At 67.2% G+C, this 20,384-nt stretch carries 15 protein-coding genes; 5 read left to right on the forward strand and 10 right to left on the reverse strand.

Annotated features, from left to right (window positions below; translation table 11 throughout):
* Window positions 1-3: 3 nt before the first annotated feature.
* Together ACFPO9_RS17895 and ACFPO9_RS17900 are read left to right on the forward strand one after the other, a co-directional pair.
* On the forward strand, window positions 4-426 hold the full coding sequence (locus tag ACFPO9_RS17895; protein WP_379772920.1) for a post-PEP-CTERM-1 domain-containing protein: 423 nt from the start codon (window positions 4-6) through the stop codon (window positions 424-426).
* On the forward strand, window positions 413-1,888 hold the full coding sequence (locus tag ACFPO9_RS17900) for a PA domain-containing protein (RefSeq protein ID WP_379772923.1): 1,476 nt from the start codon (window positions 413-415) through the stop codon (window positions 1,886-1,888). The genes ACFPO9_RS17895 and ACFPO9_RS17900 overlap by 14 nt, the downstream gene beginning before the upstream one ends.
* Before the next feature lie 81 nt (window positions 1,889-1,969).
* On the opposite strand, the gene ppa is transcribed toward ACFPO9_RS17900, so the two are convergent.
* The 5 genes from ppa to hemC form a co-directional block, all read right to left on the reverse strand.
* Window positions 1,970-2,506 carry an inorganic diphosphatase gene (gene ppa / locus ACFPO9_RS17905; RefSeq protein ID WP_379772925.1) on the reverse strand — a complete coding sequence of 179 codons (537 nt, stop codon included), beginning with the start codon at window positions 2,504-2,506 and terminating at the stop codon, window positions 1,970-1,972.
* A 103-nt stretch (window positions 2,507-2,609) separates the two neighbouring features.
* Window positions 2,610-3,806 carry a heme biosynthesis HemY N-terminal domain-containing protein gene (locus ACFPO9_RS17910; RefSeq protein ID WP_379772927.1) on the reverse strand — a complete coding sequence of 399 codons (1,197 nt, stop codon included), beginning with the start codon at window positions 3,804-3,806 and terminating at the stop codon, window positions 2,610-2,612.
* Window positions 3,807-3,816: 10 nt separating this feature from the next.
* Window positions 3,817-4,980, reverse strand: coding sequence for a uroporphyrinogen-III C-methyltransferase (locus ACFPO9_RS17915; RefSeq protein ID WP_379772930.1), 1,164 nt, complete (start codon window positions 4,978-4,980; stop codon window positions 3,817-3,819).
* Window positions 4,977-5,744, reverse strand: coding sequence for a uroporphyrinogen-III synthase (locus ACFPO9_RS17920; protein WP_379772933.1), 768 nt, complete (start codon window positions 5,742-5,744; stop codon window positions 4,977-4,979). Before ACFPO9_RS17920 ends, ACFPO9_RS17915 begins: the two co-directional genes overlap by 4 nt.
* Window positions 5,744-6,721: a hydroxymethylbilane synthase gene (hemC, locus tag ACFPO9_RS17925; protein ID WP_379772936.1), complete on the reverse strand. Its 978-nt coding sequence runs from the start codon at window positions 6,719-6,721 to the stop codon at window positions 5,744-5,746. The genes ACFPO9_RS17920 and hemC overlap by 1 nt, the downstream gene beginning before the upstream one ends.
* Before the next feature lie 77 nt (window positions 6,722-6,798).
* Between hemC and ppc the strand changes: the two genes are divergently transcribed.
* Window positions 6,799-9,720 (forward strand): phosphoenolpyruvate carboxylase, encoded by a 2,922-nt coding sequence (gene ppc, locus ACFPO9_RS17930; protein ID WP_379772939.1) that lies wholly within the window; start codon window positions 6,799-6,801, stop codon window positions 9,718-9,720.
* A 179-nt stretch (window positions 9,721-9,899) separates the two neighbouring features.
* On the opposite strand, the gene ACFPO9_RS17935 is transcribed toward ppc, so the two are convergent.
* The 5 genes from ACFPO9_RS17935 to rpoD all read right to left on the reverse strand — a co-directional run bounded on the left by ACFPO9_RS17935 (window position 9,900) and on the right by rpoD (window position 18,519).
* Window positions 9,900-10,628, reverse strand: a complete 729-nt coding sequence (locus ACFPO9_RS17935; RefSeq protein WP_379772941.1) for a hypothetical protein — start codon at window positions 10,626-10,628, stop codon at window positions 9,900-9,902.
* Between the two features lie 130 nt (window positions 10,629-10,758).
* Window positions 10,759-12,681: a methyl-accepting chemotaxis protein gene (locus tag ACFPO9_RS17940; protein ID WP_379772944.1), complete on the reverse strand. Its 1,923-nt coding sequence runs from the start codon at window positions 12,679-12,681 to the stop codon at window positions 10,759-10,761.
* 129 nt (window positions 12,682-12,810) lie between these two features.
* Entirely contained in the window at window positions 12,811-14,703 is a 1,893-nt protein-coding gene (locus ACFPO9_RS17945) for a methyl-accepting chemotaxis protein (RefSeq protein WP_379772946.1), read from the reverse strand.
* 92 nt (window positions 14,704-14,795) lie between these two features.
* Window positions 14,796-15,596 (reverse strand): transporter, encoded by an 801-nt coding sequence (locus tag ACFPO9_RS17950; RefSeq protein WP_379772949.1) that lies wholly within the window; start codon window positions 15,594-15,596, stop codon window positions 14,796-14,798.
* 178 nt (window positions 15,597-15,774) lie between these two features.
* Window positions 15,775-18,519, reverse strand: coding sequence for an RNA polymerase sigma factor RpoD (gene rpoD, locus ACFPO9_RS17955; RefSeq protein ID WP_379772952.1), 2,745 nt, complete (start codon window positions 18,517-18,519; stop codon window positions 15,775-15,777).
* Window positions 18,520-19,091: 572 nt separating this feature from the next.
* Here rpoD and ACFPO9_RS17960 point away from each other — a divergent pair.
* A complete protein-coding gene (locus ACFPO9_RS17960) occupies window positions 19,092-19,631 on the forward strand; it encodes a ProQ/FINO family protein (protein WP_379772954.1) in 540 nt (179 codons plus the stop codon).
* A gap of 26 nt (window positions 19,632-19,657) precedes the next feature.
* Window positions 19,658-20,344 carry a 3'-5' exonuclease gene (locus tag ACFPO9_RS17965; protein ID WP_379772957.1) on the forward strand — a complete coding sequence of 229 codons (687 nt, stop codon included), beginning with the start codon at window positions 19,658-19,660 and terminating at the stop codon, window positions 20,342-20,344.
* Window positions 20,345-20,384 lie beyond the last annotated feature (40 nt).

The following is a 20,384-nucleotide window of genomic DNA, read 5'->3' on the forward strand; positions in this document are numbered from 1 at the left end:
GCCATGTCCAAGCAGAAGATGATGACCCTGAGCATGCTGGCCGCCCTGTGCGTGCTGGCCTCGCTGAGCATGCACGCCAAAGCGCAGGAAAGGAAGGAGAGCAAGGAAGGCATGGTGGTGGTGCGCGATCCGCAGACCGGCAAGATGCGCGCCCCGACCCCGGAAGAACTGCGCCAGTTGCGGGCCAAGGCCCCGCCGTCCGCCGCCGCCATGGCCGGCGCCCCGCAGGAAGGCAAGCAGCTGTCGCGGGGCGACGGCGCGCGCGGCGTGCGCCTCGGCGAGAAGACCCTGGTCTACGACGTCGTCACGCGCGGCGCCGGCGGCAAGCTGTCCGAGCAATGCGTGCAGGGCGAAGCCGCCGCCCAGGACGCCATGCAGCATCCCGCCAACGCCGAGCACAAGGAGCATCGCCATGAAGCCCGCTGATTCTGAAAAGCCCGGCCATCCGCGCCTGCAGCAGGCGGCCGCCGGCATCGTCGCCACCCTCGCCTGCGCCCTGGCCCTGGCGGTCGGCGCGATGACCACCGCGCACGCCGCCGCCAGCATCGTGATCGTCAACCAGAACGCTGCCGGCGTCGGCTTCAACGACCCCACCCCGGCCACGCCGGTCGGCGGCAACCCCGGCACCACGCTCGGCCAGCAGCGCCTGTATGCCTTCCAGCAGGCGGCCAACATCTGGGGCGCCACGCTCACCAGCAGCGTGCCGATCCGCATCGGCGCATCCTTCGTGCCGCTGTCCTGCACCGCCACCAGCGCCGTACTGGGCTCGGCCGGCGCCAACGAGATCTGGAGCGACTTCACCAACGCGCCGCGCGCCAACACCTGGTATCCGGCCGCCCTGGCCAGCAAGCTGGCCGGCGTGGACATCGCCACCCCGGGCGAGCCGCACATCATCGCGCGCTTCAACTCGCGCCTGGGCCTGTTCCCCGACTGCCTGCCGGGCAATGGCTTCTACCTCGGACTGGACCGCAATTTCGGCGACCAGATCGACCTCGTCACCGTGCTTCTGCACGAATTCGCGCACGGCCTGGGCTTCCAGACCTTCACCGACGACGAGACCGGCGAGGAAATCCTCGGCACCCCCTCGATCTGGGACTACTACCTGCTGAATAACACGACCGGCCGCACCTGGGTCGAAAGCACCGCCGCCGAGCGTGCAGCCTCGGCCGTGACCTGGCGCGGCCTGTCCTGGAACGGCGCACGCGTGACCGCCGCCGTGCCGCAGGTGCTGGATCCGATGTCGAACCTGGCGGTGTCGGGCGCAGCAGCAGGTTCAGCCGCCGGCAACTACGAAGTCGGCGACGCCTCCTTCGGTCCGCCGCTGGCCAACCCGCCGGTGCAAGGCCAGCTGATGCCGGTGGTCGACCAGGCCAACGGCACCGGCCTGGCCTGCGATCCGCTGAACGCCCTGAACGCGCTGGCGGTGCGCGGCAAGGTCGCGCTGGTCGACCGCGGCAGCTGCGACTTCGTCACCAAGGCGAAGAACGTGCAGGCCGCCGGCGCGATCGCCATGGTGGTGGCGGACAATGCGCCGGGCGACGTCGCCGGCATGAGCGGCAACGATCCGTCCATCGCCATCCCCTCGGTGCGCGTGACCCAGGCCAACGGCGCCACGCTCAAGGCCAGCCTGCAGCGGCGCTCGCGCACCCAGTCCGGCGTGGTCGCCAGCCTGGGCCTGAACACGGCCCGCCTGGCCGGCGCCGACGCCCAGGGCCGGATCCTGATGTACACACCGAGCATCTACTCGCCGGGGTCGACGGTGTCGCACTACACGACCGAGGCCAAGCCGAACCAGCTGATGGAGCCGGCCATCAACGACGACCTGACCCACGAGGTGACGCCGCCGCGCGACCTGACCTTCCCGCTGCTGCAGGATATCGGCTGGTGACCGGCGGCTGGTAAGCTGGAAAAGGAAAAGGGCCGGCCCCTCGCGGGTGCCGGCCCTTCCTGTCCTGCAGGCGGCAGACGATTACTTCGCCTGGGCTTCGTAGGTTTTCACGCCGTTGACGATTTCTTCCTTGGCGTCGTCCGGGCCGGCCCAGCCTTCGACCTTGACCCACTTGCCCTTTTCCAGGTCCTTGTAGTGCTCGAAGAAGTGCTGGATCTGGCGCAGGGTCAGTTCCGCGACGTCTTCATGGGTCTTGATATTGGCGTACTGCGGCGCCAGCTTCTCGACCGGCACGGCCAGGATCTTCGCATCGCCGCCGGCTTCGTCGGTCATCTTCAGCACGCCCAGTGCGCGGCAGCGCACGACCACGCCCGGGATCAGCGGGAACGGGGTGATCACCAGCACGTCGCACGGGTCGCCGTCGTCGGCGATGGTGTTCGGGACGTAACCGTAGTTGCACGGATAGTGCATCGCGGTGCCCATGAAGCGGTCGACGAAGATCGCGCCGGATTCCTTGTCCACTTCATATTTGACCGGGTCGCCGTTCATCGGGATCTCGATGACGACATTGAAATCGTTTGGCACGTCGCGGCCGGCGTTGACGTTGTTCAGGCTCATGGTTGGTCCTTGATTGGCTTGCTTTAGAAATAATAAAGGGGGCCATTATAGCGAATCGGCCTGGACTTGTGCGCCGCACAAGCCAGACCTTTTCCGCTTGGAATCAGAGTACGGTCGCCAGCGCGCACAGGCGGAAGTGGCGGCTCGCCTCTTCCTGCTGGCCCAGGGCTTCGTGCAGCTGGGCCAGCTTCAGGTGGGCTTCTCGCACCTGGTCCGGATCGACGGCATCGACCAGGGCCTGCTCCAGGTAGCGCTGGGCCTTGCCCCACAGCTTCTGGCGCAGGCACAGGGCGCCCAGGGTCAGCGCCAGCTCGGCGTCGCCAGGATGCGCGCGCAGCCAGCCCTCGCACTTCTCGATCTGGGCCAGCAGCGTGCCTGAACCTTCCGGGCCGGCGGCTTCGCGGTAGGCGCGCACCACGCGCTCGTCCCATTCGGACGCCAGGGCGTTCTCGACGATCACACGGGCTTCGTCGTGCAGGCCGCGGGCGTTGAAGGCGCTGGCCGCGCGCGCCGCGATGTAGGGCTTGCAACGGTCCGCGTTCGGCACCGTCGCCCACATGCGTTTCAGGCTTTCGGCATCGTGGCCGCCTTCGCCCAGCAGGGATTCGTAGGCCATCTCGCGCAGGCGGCTGGACAGGGCCGGATGCAGGGCGTTGCGCTTGTCCAGGGTGCGCACCAGGCGCAGCACCTCGGGCCAGTTGCGCGCCTGCTGGTTGGCCTTCATCGCCCACTGCAGGGCGTGGATGTGACGCTGGCCGCTCGCGTTCAGCTCCCGCACCGCTTCCAGCGCGGCTTCCGGCTTGTGCTCGTCGACCAGCAGTTCGGTGACCGTCATCAGGCGCGCGGTCTTGAGCGACTGGTCGTGCAGGACGCCGGCCAGCCAGGCGTCGCGGCGGGCCGGTTCGCGCATGCGGTGGGCGGCGCGGGCAGCAATCAGGGCGGCCAGGCCGGCGTTGTCCGGCAGCTCGGCGGCGCGCTTGGCGGCTTTCTCGGCGTGGCCGAAGCGGCCTTCGAACAGGGCCTTGAGGGCTTCGCGCAGGCCGCGGTTGGCTTCGCGCTCGCGCTTGCGCAGGCGGTACTCGGCCACCCGCGCCGGCATGCCGAGGGTGGCGCGCACCGCCCGGGCCAGCACGTAGAGCACCAGGAACAGCAGCGCCGCCAGCACCACGAACAGGTTCAGCGACAGGTCGATCCGGTGCGGCGGGTAGAAGAACACCACGTTGCCGGGGTTGAAGCGGGCGGTCACGGCGATGCCGATCGCCGCCGCCATCAGGGCGACTAACCAGAGAAGCAGGCGCATGGTCAGCTCCTCACGGTTTCGATTTGTAGTTGCGCACGGCGTTCAGGCTTTCCGACAGATCCGGCACCTCGATGGTGACGTTGTTGGCCTGGACCTGGCGCAGCAGCCCCTGCACCGACTGGGTCGAGCGGGCCTTGGTGTCGAAGTAGCGGCCCAGGGTCTGCTGGGCGCTGCCGATGTCGTCGCGGAAGGTGCCTTCGTTGCGCGACAGCAGGGCCAGGCGCGCATTCAGCAGGCGCAGCTTCAGGTTCTCGCGCACGAAATAGGCTTCGCTCGGGGACAGCATCAGCGCTTCCGGCTGGTCCACGGTGCGGACCCGGATCAGCTGGCGCATGTCGTCCCACATCTCGTGGCTCCAGTTGCGCCAGGTGTCGACCACGCGCCGGCCCAGCGACATGTCTTCGGGAGCGGCCGCGGCGGCGCCCTTGGCGGCCGCCATGCTGTTTTTCGCCGGCGGATTCACGCGGCTCGGCGCGATCGGTTCGGCCGGCTTTTCGTCGGCCAGCAGCGGCAGGTTGTCGATCTGCGAGATGACGTTATCGAGGCGCAGCGCGATGCCGGCCTGGTCGACCTGGGGCAGCGCCTTCAGCTTGTCGATGTCGCGCGCGATGGCGCGGCGGATCGTGATGAACTGCGGCTTGTCGGAGCGCGACAGCGAGCGGTCGGCGTTCTGCAGCGCGATCAGGGCGCCCTGCACGTTGCCGGCCAGCTGCAGCTGCTGGCTGGCGGTCGACAGCACCTGCTCGATCTCGGACAGCGCCCATTCGTCGCGGTTCTTCGAGATGTCCTGGTACATCTGCTCGAGCGCGGCCTGCTGGCTCTGCGACTCGGACTGGCGGCTTTCCAGCACGCCGACCTTGACCTGCAGCTCCTTGGCGGTCTCCTGGGTCTCGCGGACCAACTGGGCGGTCTCGGCGTTCGAGGCGTTGTCCTTCTGCAGGGTCTTGGCGACGTCTTCGCGCAGGCGGTTGAAGCGGCTGTGGGTCGACCAGGTCTGCAATCCCAGCAGCACGGCCAGGATGATGATGGCCACGTTCTGCGGCTTGTTCAGCAGCCCGCCGACGCGGGTCGCTTCCGGCACGCGCGGCTCGGCCGGCGCAGGCGTCACGTAAGCCTCCGGCGGGACCATCTGGCCGCCCTTGCTCGATTCTGGATGATTGGGCAATTCGTTCATGCTTGTGATTGTAACGCGGCAAGGAGACGTTCGTCGCCGGAACCGGTCAGGAGCAGGCGGCCGAAGCCGAGCGCGAGGGCTGTTTCATGGATGCGCGCATGCGGAACGATCAGGCGCTGCTGCCGCAGTTGCGTCGTCAATTCGCTTGATGCCAGTCCGTCCACCAGGGACACCAGCCCGCGCAAGGCTTCCGAACTCGTGATTATCCAGTCGTTCGGTCCGGCCAGCAAGCCGCGCAGCCTGGCCGCCAGTTCCGGCGTTGCCTCGGGAACGGCGCGGCGGTAGCTGGCCACCGCCTCGACCGTGGCGCCGGCCTGGCGCAGCGCGTCCGGCAGCAGCTCGCGCCCGCCCTCCCCGCGCACCACCAGCACGCGGCGGCCGGCCAGTTGCGCCAGGTCGAGCGCCTGCAGCAGGTGCTCGGAATCGCTGAAGGCGGGGTCTTTCGGGCAATGGATGCGGACTTCGCCGCCAATCCCGTGCTTGGCCAGCGCCGCGCGGCTGCCCTCGCCGACCACGGCGATATCGACGCCGGCCGGCCAGGCGTCGATGTGGGCGAAGGCTGCGTCGATCGCGTTAGGCGAGACGAAGGCCACCAGCGCATACGAAGCGAGCCCGCTCAACACGCGCCGCAGAGGGGCGTCGTCCGCCAGCGGCGAGATCTCCAGCAGCGGCAGCAGCACAGGCTCGCGGCCGAGGGCGGCCACGGCGCGCGCCAGCGGCTCGGCCTGCTGGCGGGGTCGGGTGATGACGACCGCCCCGGTCATCAGGGCGCGGCCGCTTCGGCCTTGCACTCGGCCAGGATGGCGTCGGCGTCCTGTTCGCGCAGCAGCGCGGAGACCTGCTCGCCCAGCTGTTCCGGCAGGTTGGCCGGGCCGCTGCCTTCGGCGAAGGCGCTGCGGCGGCCGTCCGGCGTCGCGACGATCGCGCGCAGCTGCAGCTCGCCGCCCTCGACGATGGCATGGGCGGCCAGCGGGATCTGGCAGCTGGCGCCGAACACGCGCGAGACCTTGCGCTCGGCGGCGACGGCGCGCGCGGTGTCCTCATGGTTCAGCGGCGCCAGCACTGCGCGCAGGTCGACGCCGTCGCCGCGCTCGCCCGAGACGATCTCGATCGCCATCGCGCCCTGGCCGGCGGCCGGCAGGCTCTCGTCCGTTTCGAGGTAGGCGCGGATGCGGCGCTCCAGGCCCAGGCGCTTGAGGCCGGCGGCGGCGAGGATGATGGCGGCATAGTCACCGCGGTCCAGCTTGCCCAGGCGGGTGTCGAGGTTGCCGCGCAGCGGCTTGATCACCAGCTGCGGGTAGCGCGCGGCAATCAGGGCCTGGCGGCGCAGGCTGCTGGTGCCGACCACGCTGCCGGCCGGCAGTCCGGCCAGACTGTCGAAGTCGTTCGATACGAAGGCGTCGCGGGCATCCTCGCGTTCGAGAACGGCGGCAAGTTCGAAGCCGTCCGGCAATTCCATCGGCACGTCCTTCAGCGAGTGCACGGCCAGGTCGGCGCGGCCTTCGTGCATGGCCACCTCGAGTTCCTTCACGAACAGGCCCTTGCCGCCGACCTTGGACAGGGTGCGGTCGAGGATCTGGTCGCCGCGGGTGGTCATGCCGAGAATGTCGATTTGGCAATCCGGATATAATGCAGCGAGGCGGTCGCGCACGTGGGTGGCCTGCCACATGGCCAGCCGGCTTTCGCGCGATGCGATAATGAGGCGAGAGGGTAGGCGCTGCGTCGTGTCCTTAGTCTTCAAAACAATTTCTTTCACTGTCGTTGTGCCTGGATCGGCCGACGCCGGTTGGCGGCATGCCTGCAACCACAAATTCTAGCATGCGGTCCCTTGCAGAAACCGTGGCATCCACCACGGCAACGTTGTACACGAGAGCCCCCTTCCGGGACCCCCGAACATCCAACCTGTGCTCGATTATGAACAAAGCTGCAAACCCTGATCCCCTGGCCGCCCCGCAAGTCCAGGCCCCCGCATCGATCCCGACCCCGTCCAGCGACAAGGACGCGCCACTCAAAGAAGATATCCGCCTGCTCGGCCGCCTGCTGGGCGACGTGCTGCGCAGCCAGGAGGGCGAGGCCGTGTTCGACGTGGTCGAAACCATCCGCCAGACCGCCGTGCGCTTCCGCCGCGAGGACGATCCGCAGGCCGGCGAGGAATTGACCAGCCTGCTCAAGAAGTTGACGCGCGAAGAGACCAACTCGGTGGTGCGCGCGTTTTCCTACTTCTCGCACCTGGCCAACATCGCCGAGGACCAGCACCACGTGCGGCGCCGCCGCGCCCACCAGCTGGCCGGTTCGAAACCCCAGCCGGCCAGCGTGGCCTACGCGCTGGCGCGCCTCGAAGATGCCGGCGTCGACCGCGAGCAGGCGGCAAGCTTCCTGCGCGACGCCTTCATCTCCCCGGTGCTGACCGCCCACCCGACCGAGGTGCAGCGCAAGTCGACGCTGGACGCCGAGCACGACATCGCGCGCCTGCTGGCCGAGCGCGACCTGCCGCTGACGCCCAAGGAGCGTGCCCACAACATGATGCTGCTGCAGGCGCGCGTGGCGACGCTGTGGCAAACCCGCATGCTGCGCTACGAGAAGCTGACGGTGGCCGACGAGATCGAGAACGCGCTGTCCTACTACCGCACCACCTTCCTGCGCGAGCTGCCGGCCCTGTACGACGACATCGAGGAGGAACTGCAGGTGTCGACCAAGGGCGCCACCTACCTGCAGATGGGCAGCTGGATCGGCGGCGACCGCGACGGCAACCCGAACGTCAACGCCGCCACCATGCAGCGCGCGCTGGTGCGCCACGCCACCACCATCTTCGACTTCTACCTCGACGAGGTGCACACGCTGGGCGCCGAGCTGTCGACTTCGACCCTGCTGGTGCCGGCCGACGCCGCCCTGGAAGCGCTGGCGGCGGCATCGCCCGACAACTCGCCGCACCGCAGCGACGAACCCTACCGGCGCGCCCTGATCGGCATCTACGCGCGCCTGGCCGCCACCGCGCGGCTACTGGGCGCCACCAACCCGCTGCGGAAAGAGGTCGGCCACGCCGATGCCTACGGCGGCCCGGCCGAGTTCCAGGCCGAGCTGCAGGTGCTGGCCGATTCGCTGAACAACAACCACGGCGCCATCCTCATCAAGCCGCGCCTGGCCGGCCTGCTGCGCGCCGCCGCCATCTTCGGCTTCCACCTGGCTTCGCTGGACATGCGCCAGAGCTCGGACATCCACGAGCGCGTGCTGGCCGAGCTGTTCAAGCAGGCCGGGGTCGAAGCCGATTACGCGGACCTCGACGAAGCCGCCAAGGTCCAGCTGCTGCTGGCCGAGATCGCCCATCCGCGCCTGCTCTACACGCCCTACGCCGAATATTCCGACGAGACCCAGTCCGAGCTGGGCGTGCTGCGCGCGGCGCGCGAGATCCGCGAACGCTACGGCGCGCGCGCGATCCGCAACTACATCATCTCGCACACCGAGACCGTCTCGGACCTGCTGGAAGTCCTGCTGCTGCAGAAGGAAACCGGCCTCCTCCGTCCAGGCGAGAAGCAGCACGACGTGATGGTGATCCCGCTGTTCGAGACCATTCCCGACCTGCAGCGCGCCAGCGAGATCATGGGCGACTGGATGGCGCTGCCGATCGTGAAGGAGCTGATCCGGCACCAGGGCCAGCTGCAGGAAGTCATGCTGGGCTATTCGGACTCGAACAAGGACGGCGGCTTCCTGACCTCGAACTGGGAGCTGTACCAGGCCGAGCTGAAGCTGGTGAAGATCTTCGAAGAGGCCGGCGTCAAGCTGCGCCTGTTCCATGGCCGCGGCGGCACCGTCGGCCGCGGCGGCGGCCCCAGCTACGACGCCATCCTGGCCCAGCCGCCGGGCACCGTGAACGGCCAGATCCGCCTGACCGAACAGGGCGAGATCATCTCCTCGAAGTTCTCGAACCCCGAGATCGGCCGCCGCAACCTGGAGCTGCTGGTGGCGGCGACCCTGGAAGCGGGCCTGATGCCGCATGGCGAAGACCGCGAACAGGTGGCGCGCCTGCAGCGCTACGAAGCGGTGATGGCGGAGCTGTCCGAGCGCGCCTACAAGGCTTACCGCAACCTGGTCTACGAGACCCCGGGCTTCACGGACTACTTCTTCGCGGCCACGCCGATCGCCGAGATCGCGGAGCTGAACCTCGGCTCACGCCCGGCCTCGCGCAAGTCGACCCGCCGCATCGAAGACCTGCGCGCCATCCCCTGGGGCTTCTCCTGGGGCCAGTGCCGGCTGCTGCTGCCGGGCTGGTACGGCTTCGGCGCCGCCATCGCCGGCTGGCTGGCGGATGGCGAGCGCGAAGAACGCCTGGCGCTGCTGCGCGAGATGTTCCAGCAATGGCCCTTCTTCGCCACCCTGCTGTCGAACATGGACATGGTGCTGGCCAAGACCGACCTGCCGATCGCCCGCCGCTACGCCGAACTGGTGCCGGACGCCGCGCTACGCGAGACCATCTTCAAGCGCATCGCGGCGGAATATGGCGAGACCCTGCGCTGCCTCGAGCAGGTGACAGGCAATGCCGAGCGCCTGGCCGCCAACCCGCTGCTGGCGCGCTCGATCCAGAACCGGTTCGCCTACCTGGATCCGCTGAACCACTTGCAGGTGGAGCTGATCCAGCGCCACCGGGCGCTGGCCAGGGATCCGGAGCAGATCGATTCGCGGGTGCATCGGGGGATTCACTTGTCGATCAATGGGGTGGCGGCTGGCTTGCGCAATACCGGCTGACTCACCTCTGCCGTCGTTCCCGCGAAGGCGGGGACGACGGATCAGCTTCGCCCCCTTCCGCAGCATCGCCGGCACCGCATTCTCGCTCACGCACACCTGGCTGCCCGGATTGCCCTTCATGCCGGTCGCCTTGTCGTGGTCGAGGATGGCGGTGAGCGCCGCGCGCTGCCGGGCCGTGCTCAGCGCGCTTTCTCGGCCGGATACGCCTCGGCGATCATCTTGATGATCTCCTGGCTCTGGCCGATATAGCTCTGGTAGCGCTCGTACAGCTGCGGCGTCGTGTTCATATCGCGCAGCAGGCGCTTGCCCTTCGGCGTGGTCGTCACGCGGAACAGCGACTGCTCGTCGTCGCCTTCGAGCTGGTCCTCGCGGTAGTCGCGCAGCTTGCGCTGGCGGGTGGACCAGCCGCCTTCCGAAGTCTGGATCTGCGGCAGCTGCATCTGGTACAGGGACAGGATGGCGGTCAGCAGCTTCTCGTTTTCGATGTTGGTCAGCCGGCCGCTCATCAGGAAACCCTCATAGCGGCTCTTGACCGGGATGAAGTACCAGTTCGCGTCGCTCTTCGCATAGGCTTCCTTGAACTTTGCCCAATCCGGCTGCCGCCCGGGATCGAGGCTGGCGAGATAAGCGTAGTTCGCGTCGAAGCCCCTGTACCCTTCCTTGATATTGTCGAGCTGCCTGACGTCGGCTTCCAGGTCGCCCTTCAGGCCCAGCAGGAAGGTCTTCACTTCCTGCTGCTTGTGGTGATGCTCGCTCAGCCCATGCAGCCAGATGCTCATGCTGACGGCAAACACGATGATCGCGATCTCGAGGGCGATCTCGCGGAGCTTGTGCGCGAGCTCGTGTTCCTTCTTGCCCATCAAATGGATGACGTTCTTGCCATGTTTTGCGACTTCGAGCTCAGCCATATCTTGCCTGCACGGGATGTTAAGTTAAAAATATCCTAACATGCTTAATGGCAATACGGCAATTTCCAAGCCCTGGAATCGCGCCCATGCAACACCGACTTCGCGCTGCCGCGCAAGCCGGCGCCTGCTTTCAACGCGCCAGGGCCAGGCGCACGGGCTGCGAAGCGTCTGCAGCCGGGGTCTCGAGCTTGAACACGCTCACCACCTGGGCCAGCCTGCCGGCCTGCTCCTCGAGCGCGCCGGCGGCCGCCGCGGCTTCTTCGACCAGGGCCGCGTTCTGCTGGGTCACGTCGTCCATGGTCGCCATCGACTGGTTGACCTGGCCGATGCCCTGGCTCTGTTCGCGGCTGGCCGAATCGATTTCGTTCATCAGGTCCGCCACCCTGCGCACGGCCTGCACGATGCCGGTCATGGAGGCGCCGGCCGCGTCCACCAGCTTGGCGCCGGTCTCGACCTGGCCGACCGATTCGCCGATCAAGACCTTGATTTCCTTGGCCGCCGCCGCCGAGCGGTGGGCCAGGTTGCGCACCTCGGTGGCGACCACCGCAAAGCCGCGTCCCTGCTCGCCCGCGCGCGCCGCCTCGACGGCCGCGTTGAGCGCCAGGATATTCGTCTGGAAGGCGATGCCGTCGATGACGCCGATGATGTCGGCGATCTTGCGCGAGCTCTCGGTAATCGAGCCCATGGTGCTGACCACTTCGCCCACCACCTGGCCGCCCTTCTCCGCCTCGCCGCTGGCCGACATCACCAGCTGGTTGGCCTGGCGCGCGTTCTCGGCATTCTGGCGCACGGTGGACGTGAGTTCCTCCATCGCGGCCGCGGTTTCCTCGAGGCTGGAGGCCTGCGCCTCGGTGCGGCTCGACAGGTTCATGTTGCCGGCGGCGATTTCGGCCGAAGCGCCGGCAATCGCGTCGGTGCTGCGGCGCACCTCGCTCATCGTATGGTTCAGCGACGAGACGAAGCGGTTGAAGGCGTCCGCCAGCATGCCGACTTCGTCGGAGGATTCGACCGGCATGCGGCGCGTCAGGTCGCCCTTGCCATCCGCGATCTCGCCCAGCATGGCGGCGGCGCGCGCCACCGGCGCGGCGATCGCGCGGCTGACCAGGAACACCACGAACAGGCCGATGCTGCCGCCGACCACGCCCGCCACGACGGCGGCGATGGTCGCCGACCGGGCCAGGCCGCCCAGCACTTCCGATTCCGGCACTTCGGCAATCACGTACATGTCGAGTTCCGGCACATAGGACGAGGACACGATGGTCTGCCCCTGGCCGCCGGCATAGACCGCGTGCGCGAACTTTTCCTTCTTCATCAGGCCGGCGATGACCTCCGGCGTATAGCCCGGCAAGTCCTGCACCTTGTGCTTGCCGTCCGCCAGGGCGGGGCTGCGGTGCAGGATGATGGTGCCGTTCGGGCGCGCCAGATAGACGAAGCCGGACTTGCCGATCGTGTAGGCGCGCACGTTGTCTGCCATTTCCTTGACCGACAGGCCAAGGCCGGCCGCGGCCAGCTTGCCGTCGCCGGCGTCGACGCGTGCGTTAATGAACAACATCATTTCGCCGGTCTTGGCGTCCGGGTCGAGGTTCAGTTCGTGCGACCGGCCGCCGGCCAGAAAAGCGTCCAGCCACTGGTCGCGCGGCGCGTTCTTTTCCATGGCGTGGTCGAGGCCATCCTCCGTCAGGAATTGCATCTTGCCCGGCGAGGCCCAGAACACGCTGCCCGCGTGATAGACGCTCTTCATCTTTTTCGCGTAGGCGGTCCAGGCCTCCATGCCGCTTTCCGGCAGGCCATCGCGTTCCCAGGCTTGCAGGAAGGTGTTGTTGGCGACCGCCAGCGAAGCGCTGACCGGACCGCCGATCTGGCGCAGGATATCGTTGCGGATGGTGCCGACCACCGCCGGCAATTCCTGCTCGACGGCACGGTCATGCATCCCCCGGCCGGTCAGCGTCACGCTGAGCAAGGAGGAAATCAGCGTGAACAGCAGCAGGCAGGCAGCCATGCTGAGCATGAGCTTGGTCTTGATCGACAAGCGGCGGGAAAACTGGGCAAGCATGAGAGACCTTGGGAATAGGTGAGAATTTGCAATAATGTTGCTTTGCAGCATCCTCACCCGTCTTCATGCCTGCGTCAACCGATTTACGGAAAACCGTTTATACAGTTTCAACGAAGTGTTGGAATTTCGTCAGATCGAGCCCTGCTCTTCCAGCCGGAAGGCCGCCACCACCTGCGCCAGGCGCGCCGACTGGTCCTGCAGCGCCATCGCGGCCGCTGCCGCTTCCTCGACCAGGGCGGCGTTCTGGCGGGTGGCGTCGTCGATCGCGCCGATGGTCTGGTTGACGCGGGCGATGCCTTCGCTCTGCGCTTCGCTGGCGCCGGCGATTTCGCCCATCAGGTCGGCCACGCCGCGCACCGCGTCGACGATGCCGGCCATGGCGACGCCGGCACTGTCGACCAGCTTGCCGCCGGCCTCCACCTGGTCCACCGATGCCGAGATCAGGGCCTTGATTTCCCTGGCCGCGGCGGCCGAGCGCTGCGCCAGGTTGCGCACCTCGGAGGCGACGACCGCGAAGCCCCTGCCCTGCTCGCCGGCGCGCGCCGCTTCCACCGCGGCGTTCAGGGCCAGGATATTGGTCTGGAAGGCGATGCCGTCGATGACGCCGATGATGTCGGCGATACGGCGCGAGCTGTCGCTGATCGCGCCCATGGTCTGCACCACTTCGCCGACCACTTCGCCGCCCTTCTCCGCCTGCCCGCGCGCCGCCAGCACCAGCTGGCTGGCGTTGCGCGCGTGGCCGGCGTTCTGCTTCACGGTGGCGGCCAGCTCGGTAATGGTATGCACGGTTTGCTCGAGGCTCGCGGCCTGCTCCTCGGTGCGGTTCGAGAGGTCGCCGTTGCCGGCCGCGATTTCGCTCGAGGCCCCGGCAATCGCCTCGGTGCTGCCGCGCACTTCGCTCATGGTATGGTTCAGCGAGGAGACGAAGCGGTTGAAGGCTTCGGCCAGCAGGCCCACTTCGTCGCGACCCTCGACCGGCATGCGGCGCGTCAGGTCGCCCTTGCCGTCGGCGATCTCGCCCAGCATGGCGGCGGCGCGCGCCACCGGCGCGGCGATCGCGCGGCTGACCATGAAGATCGCGAACAGGCCGACCGCGCCGCCCACCAGGGCCGCGGCCAGCGCCGCGATGCTGGCCGAGCTGGCGATGCCGCCCAGCGCCTCGGCTTCCGGCACTTCGGCGATCACGTACATGTTCAGGTCCGGCACGAAGGACGCGGCCACCAGGCGGCGGCCGCCCGGCGCCGCATAGCTGGCGTGGACGAAGCGCTGCCTGGCCAGCAGCTTGGCGCGCAGTTCCTCGCCGAAGCCCGGCAGGTCCTTGATGTTGTGGGCGCCGTCGGCCAGCCTGGTGTCGCGGTGCACGAGGATGTTGCCGTCATCGCGCACCAGATAGACGAAGCCTGACTCGCCGATTTTATAAGCGCGCACGGCGTCGGCCATGGCGTTGACCGACAGGCCGATGCCGGCCACCCCGGCCTTGCCGGCGCCGGCGTCGAAGCGGGCGTTGATGTAGAGCGTGGTGGTGCCGTCGTGGGCGATGTTCGAGCCCAGGCGCATGCTGTAGGGCTTGCCCCCGGCGAGGAAGTCGTAGAACCAGGCATTGCCGGCATCCGACCTGGTCATCACCATGTTCAGGCCCTTGTCGGTGTAGTACTTGCCGGTGGCGCCGGACACCCAGAACACGGCGTCGGCCTTGTTCTTCTGCTTGACCGCCCTGGCGTAGGCCAGCCAGGCCGGCAGGCCGGCTTCCGGCAGGTCCTCGTTTTCCCAAGCCTGCAGGAAGGTATTGTCGGCCACCGCCAGCGAGGCCGTCAGCGGCACCGCGATCTGGCGCAGGATGTCGTTGCGGATGCCGTCGACCACCGCCGGCAATTCCTGGTCGACCACCCGGGTGCGCAGGCTGCGGCCGGTCAGGTTGATGCTGAGTCCGACGGAGACGGCCAGGAACACCAGCAGGCACGCGGCCATGCTGAGCATGAGTTTGGTTTTGATGGACGCGTGGCGAAAGGTGGAGAGCAGCATGGCCTGGATTGCGGGGACTGAAACGGGAACCCGCCATGTTCCGGGTGTTGTTGCCAACAGTCAAGTTTTACGACCGCGGCGTTGCACCTGCCCTACAGCCGGAACGACAGGCCGAACGCCAGGCTCAGCTCGGGCGTGCGGCGGTTCAGGCCGCGAACCACCATCGCATCGGCCTGCACATCCTTGCTGATCAGGTAAGTCAGGCCGGTGTCGGCCAGGACCTGGGTGCCGCCATGCGAGGCGGGCGCGATCTGCGGCGCCGCCAGCTCGACGAAACCGTGCAGGCGCTCGCTGAATTCCTTGCCCATGGCCGCAGCCAGGATGCCGTAGCCGTAGCGGGCGCCGTCGTCGTCGCTGCCGAGCGCCACCCCGGGCATCAGGCCCAGCGACAGGCCGTTCGCCAGTTCCCACTCGGCGGACAGGCGCAGCGACGGGCGCACGCCATGGCCACGCAAGGCGCGGCTGCCGCTCGGCAGGTCGGCATGCAGCAACACGCCCAGCGACGGCGCGTTGTCCTGTTGGTCCTGCAGATGCCACTTCAGGCCCAGCGCGGTGTCGGCATAGCCGGCGGTGACCGTGTGCAGGCCGCTGGCCGGATCGGCATCGTGGATCACGCTGCGGCCATCGGTCTCGATGCGCAGCTCGGTGCTGTCGCTCAGTCCGATGCGCAACAGGCTCGGTGTCGTCAAGGTACGCTCATGCAGCGTCTCGTCGCGCCGGCGGTCCCACTGCAGCCCGGTCTCGAGCTGGACCCGGCCCTTGCCGATGACCTGGCTGGATTCGGCGACGTTCGGGCGATCGGTCGAGATCGCATCGTCGCCGCCGGCTGCCGCCGCGGCGAACGGCAGGCAGAGCGTGGCAAGGAGAAGGGCAAGCTTGCTTGGTGAAGGCATGGGGCGGAATCCGGGCGTGTCATCGGGAGCCGCCAGTATCCATGAGCATGGGGCAGGATGCCAATACTGTTGCACGTCCGTTGCGCGCGACCCATCTGCGAACCGTCGACATAAAAAAACTCCCCGGCCGCTTCCAGCCGGGGAGTCCTGGTTCTGCCGCCGATCCAGCCGGCCTGGCTTACTGGTTCTGCAGGAAGGTCTTCAGCTTGTCCGAGCGCGAAGGCTGGCGCAGCTTGCTCATCGCCTTGGCTTCGATCTGGCGGATACGCTCGCGGGTCACGTCGAACTGCTTGCCGACTTCTTCCAGCGTGTGGTCGTTCGACATCTCGACGCCGTAGCGCATGCGCAGGACCTTGGCTTCGCGCGGGGTCAGCGAGTCCAGCACTTCCTTGATCACGCCGCGCATCGAGGCGTGCATCGCGGCTTCCAGCGGCGCCAGGGTCGCGTTGTCCTCGATGAAGTCGCCCAGCTGCGAATCGCCGTCCTCGCCCATCGGGGTCTCCATGGAGATCGGCTCTTTCGCGATCTTCATGATCTCGCGGACCTTCGATTCCGGCATCTCCATCTTGGCCGCCAGGGTCGCCATGTCCGGCTCGCTGCCGGTTTCCTGCATGATCTGGCGCGAGATGCGGTTCATCTTGTTGATCGTCTCGATCATGTGCACCGGCACGCGGATGGTGCGGGCCATGTCGGCGATCGAGCGGGTGATCGCCTGGCGGATCCACCAGGTCGCGTAGGTCGAGAACTTGTAGCCGCGGCGGTATTCGAACTTGTCGACCGCCTTCAGCAGGCCGATATTCCCTTCCTGGATCAGGTCGAGGAATTGCAGGCCGCGGTTGATGTATTTCTTCGCGATCGAGATCACCAGGCGCAGGTTGGCGACGGTCATTTCGCGCTTCGCGGTGCGGGCGCGCTTTTCGCCGGCCGCCATCTGCTTGTTGATCTTGCGCAGATCGGCCAGCGGCAGCGCGACGCGCGCCTGCAGGTCGATCATGCGGCGCTGCAGTTCCATGATGGCCGGGGCGTTACGCGACAGCACCGCGCTGTACGGGTAGGCGCAATCGACTTCGCGCTGCACCCATTCGAGGTCCGTCTCGTTGCCCGGGAAGACCTTGATGAAGTGGGCGCGCGGCATGCCGCAGCGGTTCACGCAGATGTCCAGCACGGCGCGCTCGATGGCACGCACTTCGTCCATCTGGCCGCGCAGGGTGTCGCACAGCTTTTCGACGATCTTGGCGGTGAAGCGGATGCCCAGCAGCTCGGTCGAGATCACGTCCTGGGCCGCGATGTACTGCAGCGAACCGTAGCCTTGGGTCTTGAAGGCGTGGCCCATCTTGTCGAACTGCTTTTCGATGGTGGCGAACTTTTCCATCGAGGTCTTCTTCAGCGCGGCCAGCTGCTCGGCCGAATAGCCGGCGGCGCCGCTGGCGCCGGTGCCGCCTTCTTCCTCTTCCTCGTCCTCGAGTTCTTCCTCGTCCTCGTCATCCGAGGCGGCGGCGCTTGCCGCCGGCGCGGCGCTGCCTTCGTCGGGCGACATCAGGCCGTCGACCACGTCGTCGATCTTCAGCTCGTCGCTGGCGATCTTGTGCGACAGGGCGATGATTTCCGAGATCGTCACCGGGCAGGCGGAGATGGCCTGCACCATGTCCTTCAGGCCTTCTTCGATGCGCTTGGCGATCGCGATCTCGCCTTCGCGGGTCAGCAGCGAGACCGCACCCATTTCACGCATGTACATGCGGACCGGGTCGGTGGTGCGGCCGAAGTCGGAGTCGACGGTCGACAGCGCGGTCGCGGCCGCGGCCTCGACTTCGTCTTCGCTGGTCGGGGTCACGACGGCGTCCGACAGCAGCATCATTTCCGCTTCCGGGGCGCGCTCGTAGACGGCGATGCCCATGTCGTTGAAGGTCGCGATGATGCTTTCGATCTGTTCCGGATCGATGATGTTTTCCGGCAGCTGGTCGTTGATCTGCGCATGGGTCAGGTAGCCGCGCTCCTTGCCCATGTTGATCAGGTTCTTCAGCTGGGTGCGGCGCTTTTCCAGTTCCTCGGCCGAGAAGCCCTGCTCGGCGCCCAGCATGCCAGGCGTGCCCTTGGCCTTGCGTTCGCGCAGCTTGGAGGCCGCCTTCATCTCGGCGCGTTCGACCGCGTTCAGCGCGGCGATCTCGTCGTTCTCCGGCACGAACTCGCTCGGCTTGCGGCCGCGGCGCCCCGGGACCTTCACTTGCGGCAGCAGGTAGCCCGAGGTGTCGATCGCGGCCAGCGTGGCGGCGTCGGTGGTGGTGCTGACGGTGCCGGTCGGGGTGGCCGGGGCGGCGGCGCCCGGCTCGACGCGGCGGGTGCGGGTGCGCACCACGCGCGGGGCCGGGGCGACTTCGGCGGCCGGCGCCGGCTCGGCGGCGGGTGCGGCGGCCGAGGTGGTGTCGACGCCGGTTTCGGCAGCGGCGGCCGCTTTCATGGCTGCCAGCTTCGAGGTGCGCTTGCGCACGATGACCGGCGGCGCTGCGGGCGCGGTCGGGGTCGGGATGACGTCGGCATCGTCGGCGGCGACGGCAGCCACGGCGGCGACGGGCGCCGCATCGTGCACGGCTTCGGCCACGGTTTCGGCCACGGCGTCGGCGGCTTCGACGCCCGCCTCGACGGCTGCCGCAGCGGCGGACCGTTCGAACTGCTCAGGCTGGAGTTGCGCTGCCTGTTGTGCTTTTTCGTGCAGCCTTTCGGCTGCACCCTGCTCGGCCTGAACCGCTTTCAGCGAGGCCAGGCGCGAACGCGTTTTAACCACCGTTACCTTGGCCGCCGGCGCGCCGTCCGCCACTTCCGTTTCCAGGAAGTAGGAGGTCGCGGTTTTCGGCACTGCCAGCTGGGCCGTGCTCTTGGCCGGCGCCTTCTTGGCGGTCAGTGTCAAGGTCTTGGCGGTGTTTTTCATGATTCACATTCTCCAGTCGAGGCGAGATGCGCGCCTGCGAAGTCAATAAGCCACCTGGTCCGCTTGCGGACCCTTTGGCGAGGAATTACGGGATGGCCCTAACTAAGGGCAGACGGGCCGAATATCAAGCACAATCAAACGCCCTCTCCGGCGTCCAGCTGCGTGGACGGGTGGCAAGGAACATTCGGTTTGTGACTGAAATCGCGGCTTAGCATGTCGGAACGAAAAAAAGCCCGTCAAGGAACGGGCTTGAGCTATTTTCCCAAGAGAGAAATAGAGGAGACAGGCATATTATGCACTAGGGAAAGATTTAGTGATAATTGAAATATCCGATAAGGGATATAACGAATTCACATACTCCCAGGCTTTCATCCGGCCCCTGACCGTCTGCGTCGGCGCAAGCCCTACGCAAGGAAAGGGGCGGATCATACACGATTTCTTGCTGACGCGCCCGCCGCACACGAAGGAAATCACGGTCGGCCGGCAGCGACGACGAACCCTTACACGGCTCAGCGGTACATCCACCGCCTTGCCATGCTATCCTTCCGCTTCCCGTTCTTACCATGAAGTCAATGAATACGATTAGTAACGCCGCCGAAACCCCTGAGGCCAACGAAAACACTGCCGCCAACGCCACGCCCGAGACCGTGGAGGCCGTCGACAGCGCGGCCCCGGCCGCTGCCGAGCCCGCTGTTGCGCCTGCTGCTGCGCCCGCCGCGGATTCCCCGCGCGCCCTGCTCAAGCAGCTGCAACAGGAATTCGAGGCTTTCCGCAACTGCCTGCCGCTCGAAATCGGCATCGACAAGCAATTGCTCGCCCGCATGCCCAACCTGAACCGCAAGCTGATGCGCGCCGCGCTGGGCATCCACACCGGCTCGATGCGCTACCTGCGCGCAATGGAAAAGGCCACCGTGCGCTACGACCTGGACGGCAAGCCGGGCGCCGAGGTGACGGACACCCATCGCCTGCACGCCAAGGAACTGCTGCAGCAACGCTTCAAGAAAGAAGCCGAGCGCAAGAAAGCCGAGCGCGACGCCGTCATCCAGCAGGAAGCGGAACGCAAGCGCCAGGAAAAACTGCAGCAACTGGCGTCGAAGTTCTCGAAAAAATAATCATTCGAGCGACTGGAACTACTCAAGTGAGCGAAAACCTACCGGACACCGAGGACACATTGCCGCCCTATACGGGCATCGCCCTGTCCAAAGTGCGCCTGGTGCGGACCAGGGAGGATGTGCAAGCCGCCCTGGACGCCTTGCTCGCCTGCGACGCCATCGGTTTCGATACCGAGTCGAAGCCGACCTTCCAGAAAGGCGAAGTGTCGACCGGGCCGCACCTGGTGCAGCTGGCGGACGACACGAACGCCTGGCTGTTCCAGATCGGTTCGCCATCCTCGCCGGGGGTCGCCCTGTGCGTGGAAGTCCTGCGTCCGGTGCTGGAATCGCCGGACGTCCTGAAAGTCGGCTTCGGACTCGGCGACGACCTGCGCCGCCTTCGCGCCAAGCTCGGCATCGAGACCCGCAACGTGGTCGACCTCGCCACCGCCCTGCGCCGCGGAGAGAAAAACGCCTGGGGCGCGAAGACCGCCGTCGCGCGCTTCTTCGGCCAGAAGCTGCAGAAGTCGCGCCGCATCACCACCACCAACTGGGCCATGCCGCGCCTGTCCGAGCAGCAGATCCAGTACGCCGCCGACGACGCCCATGTCGCCCTGCGCATCTACCGCCACTGGCGCCAGCATTTCGCGGCCGCCGCGGAGACTGCCGTCGCGAATGCCGCCCGCCTTGCCACGCGCGATGCGGCCAAGACGCAGGCCGAGGCCCAGGCCTGAGCTTGCCGCTTGCCGGCGGCTTCGCCAGGCGCCGCCTATA

This window comes from Massilia aerilata, assembly GCF_042656905.1.
Taxonomy (GTDB): domain Bacteria; phylum Pseudomonadota; class Gammaproteobacteria; order Burkholderiales; family Burkholderiaceae_D; genus Telluria; species Telluria aerilata.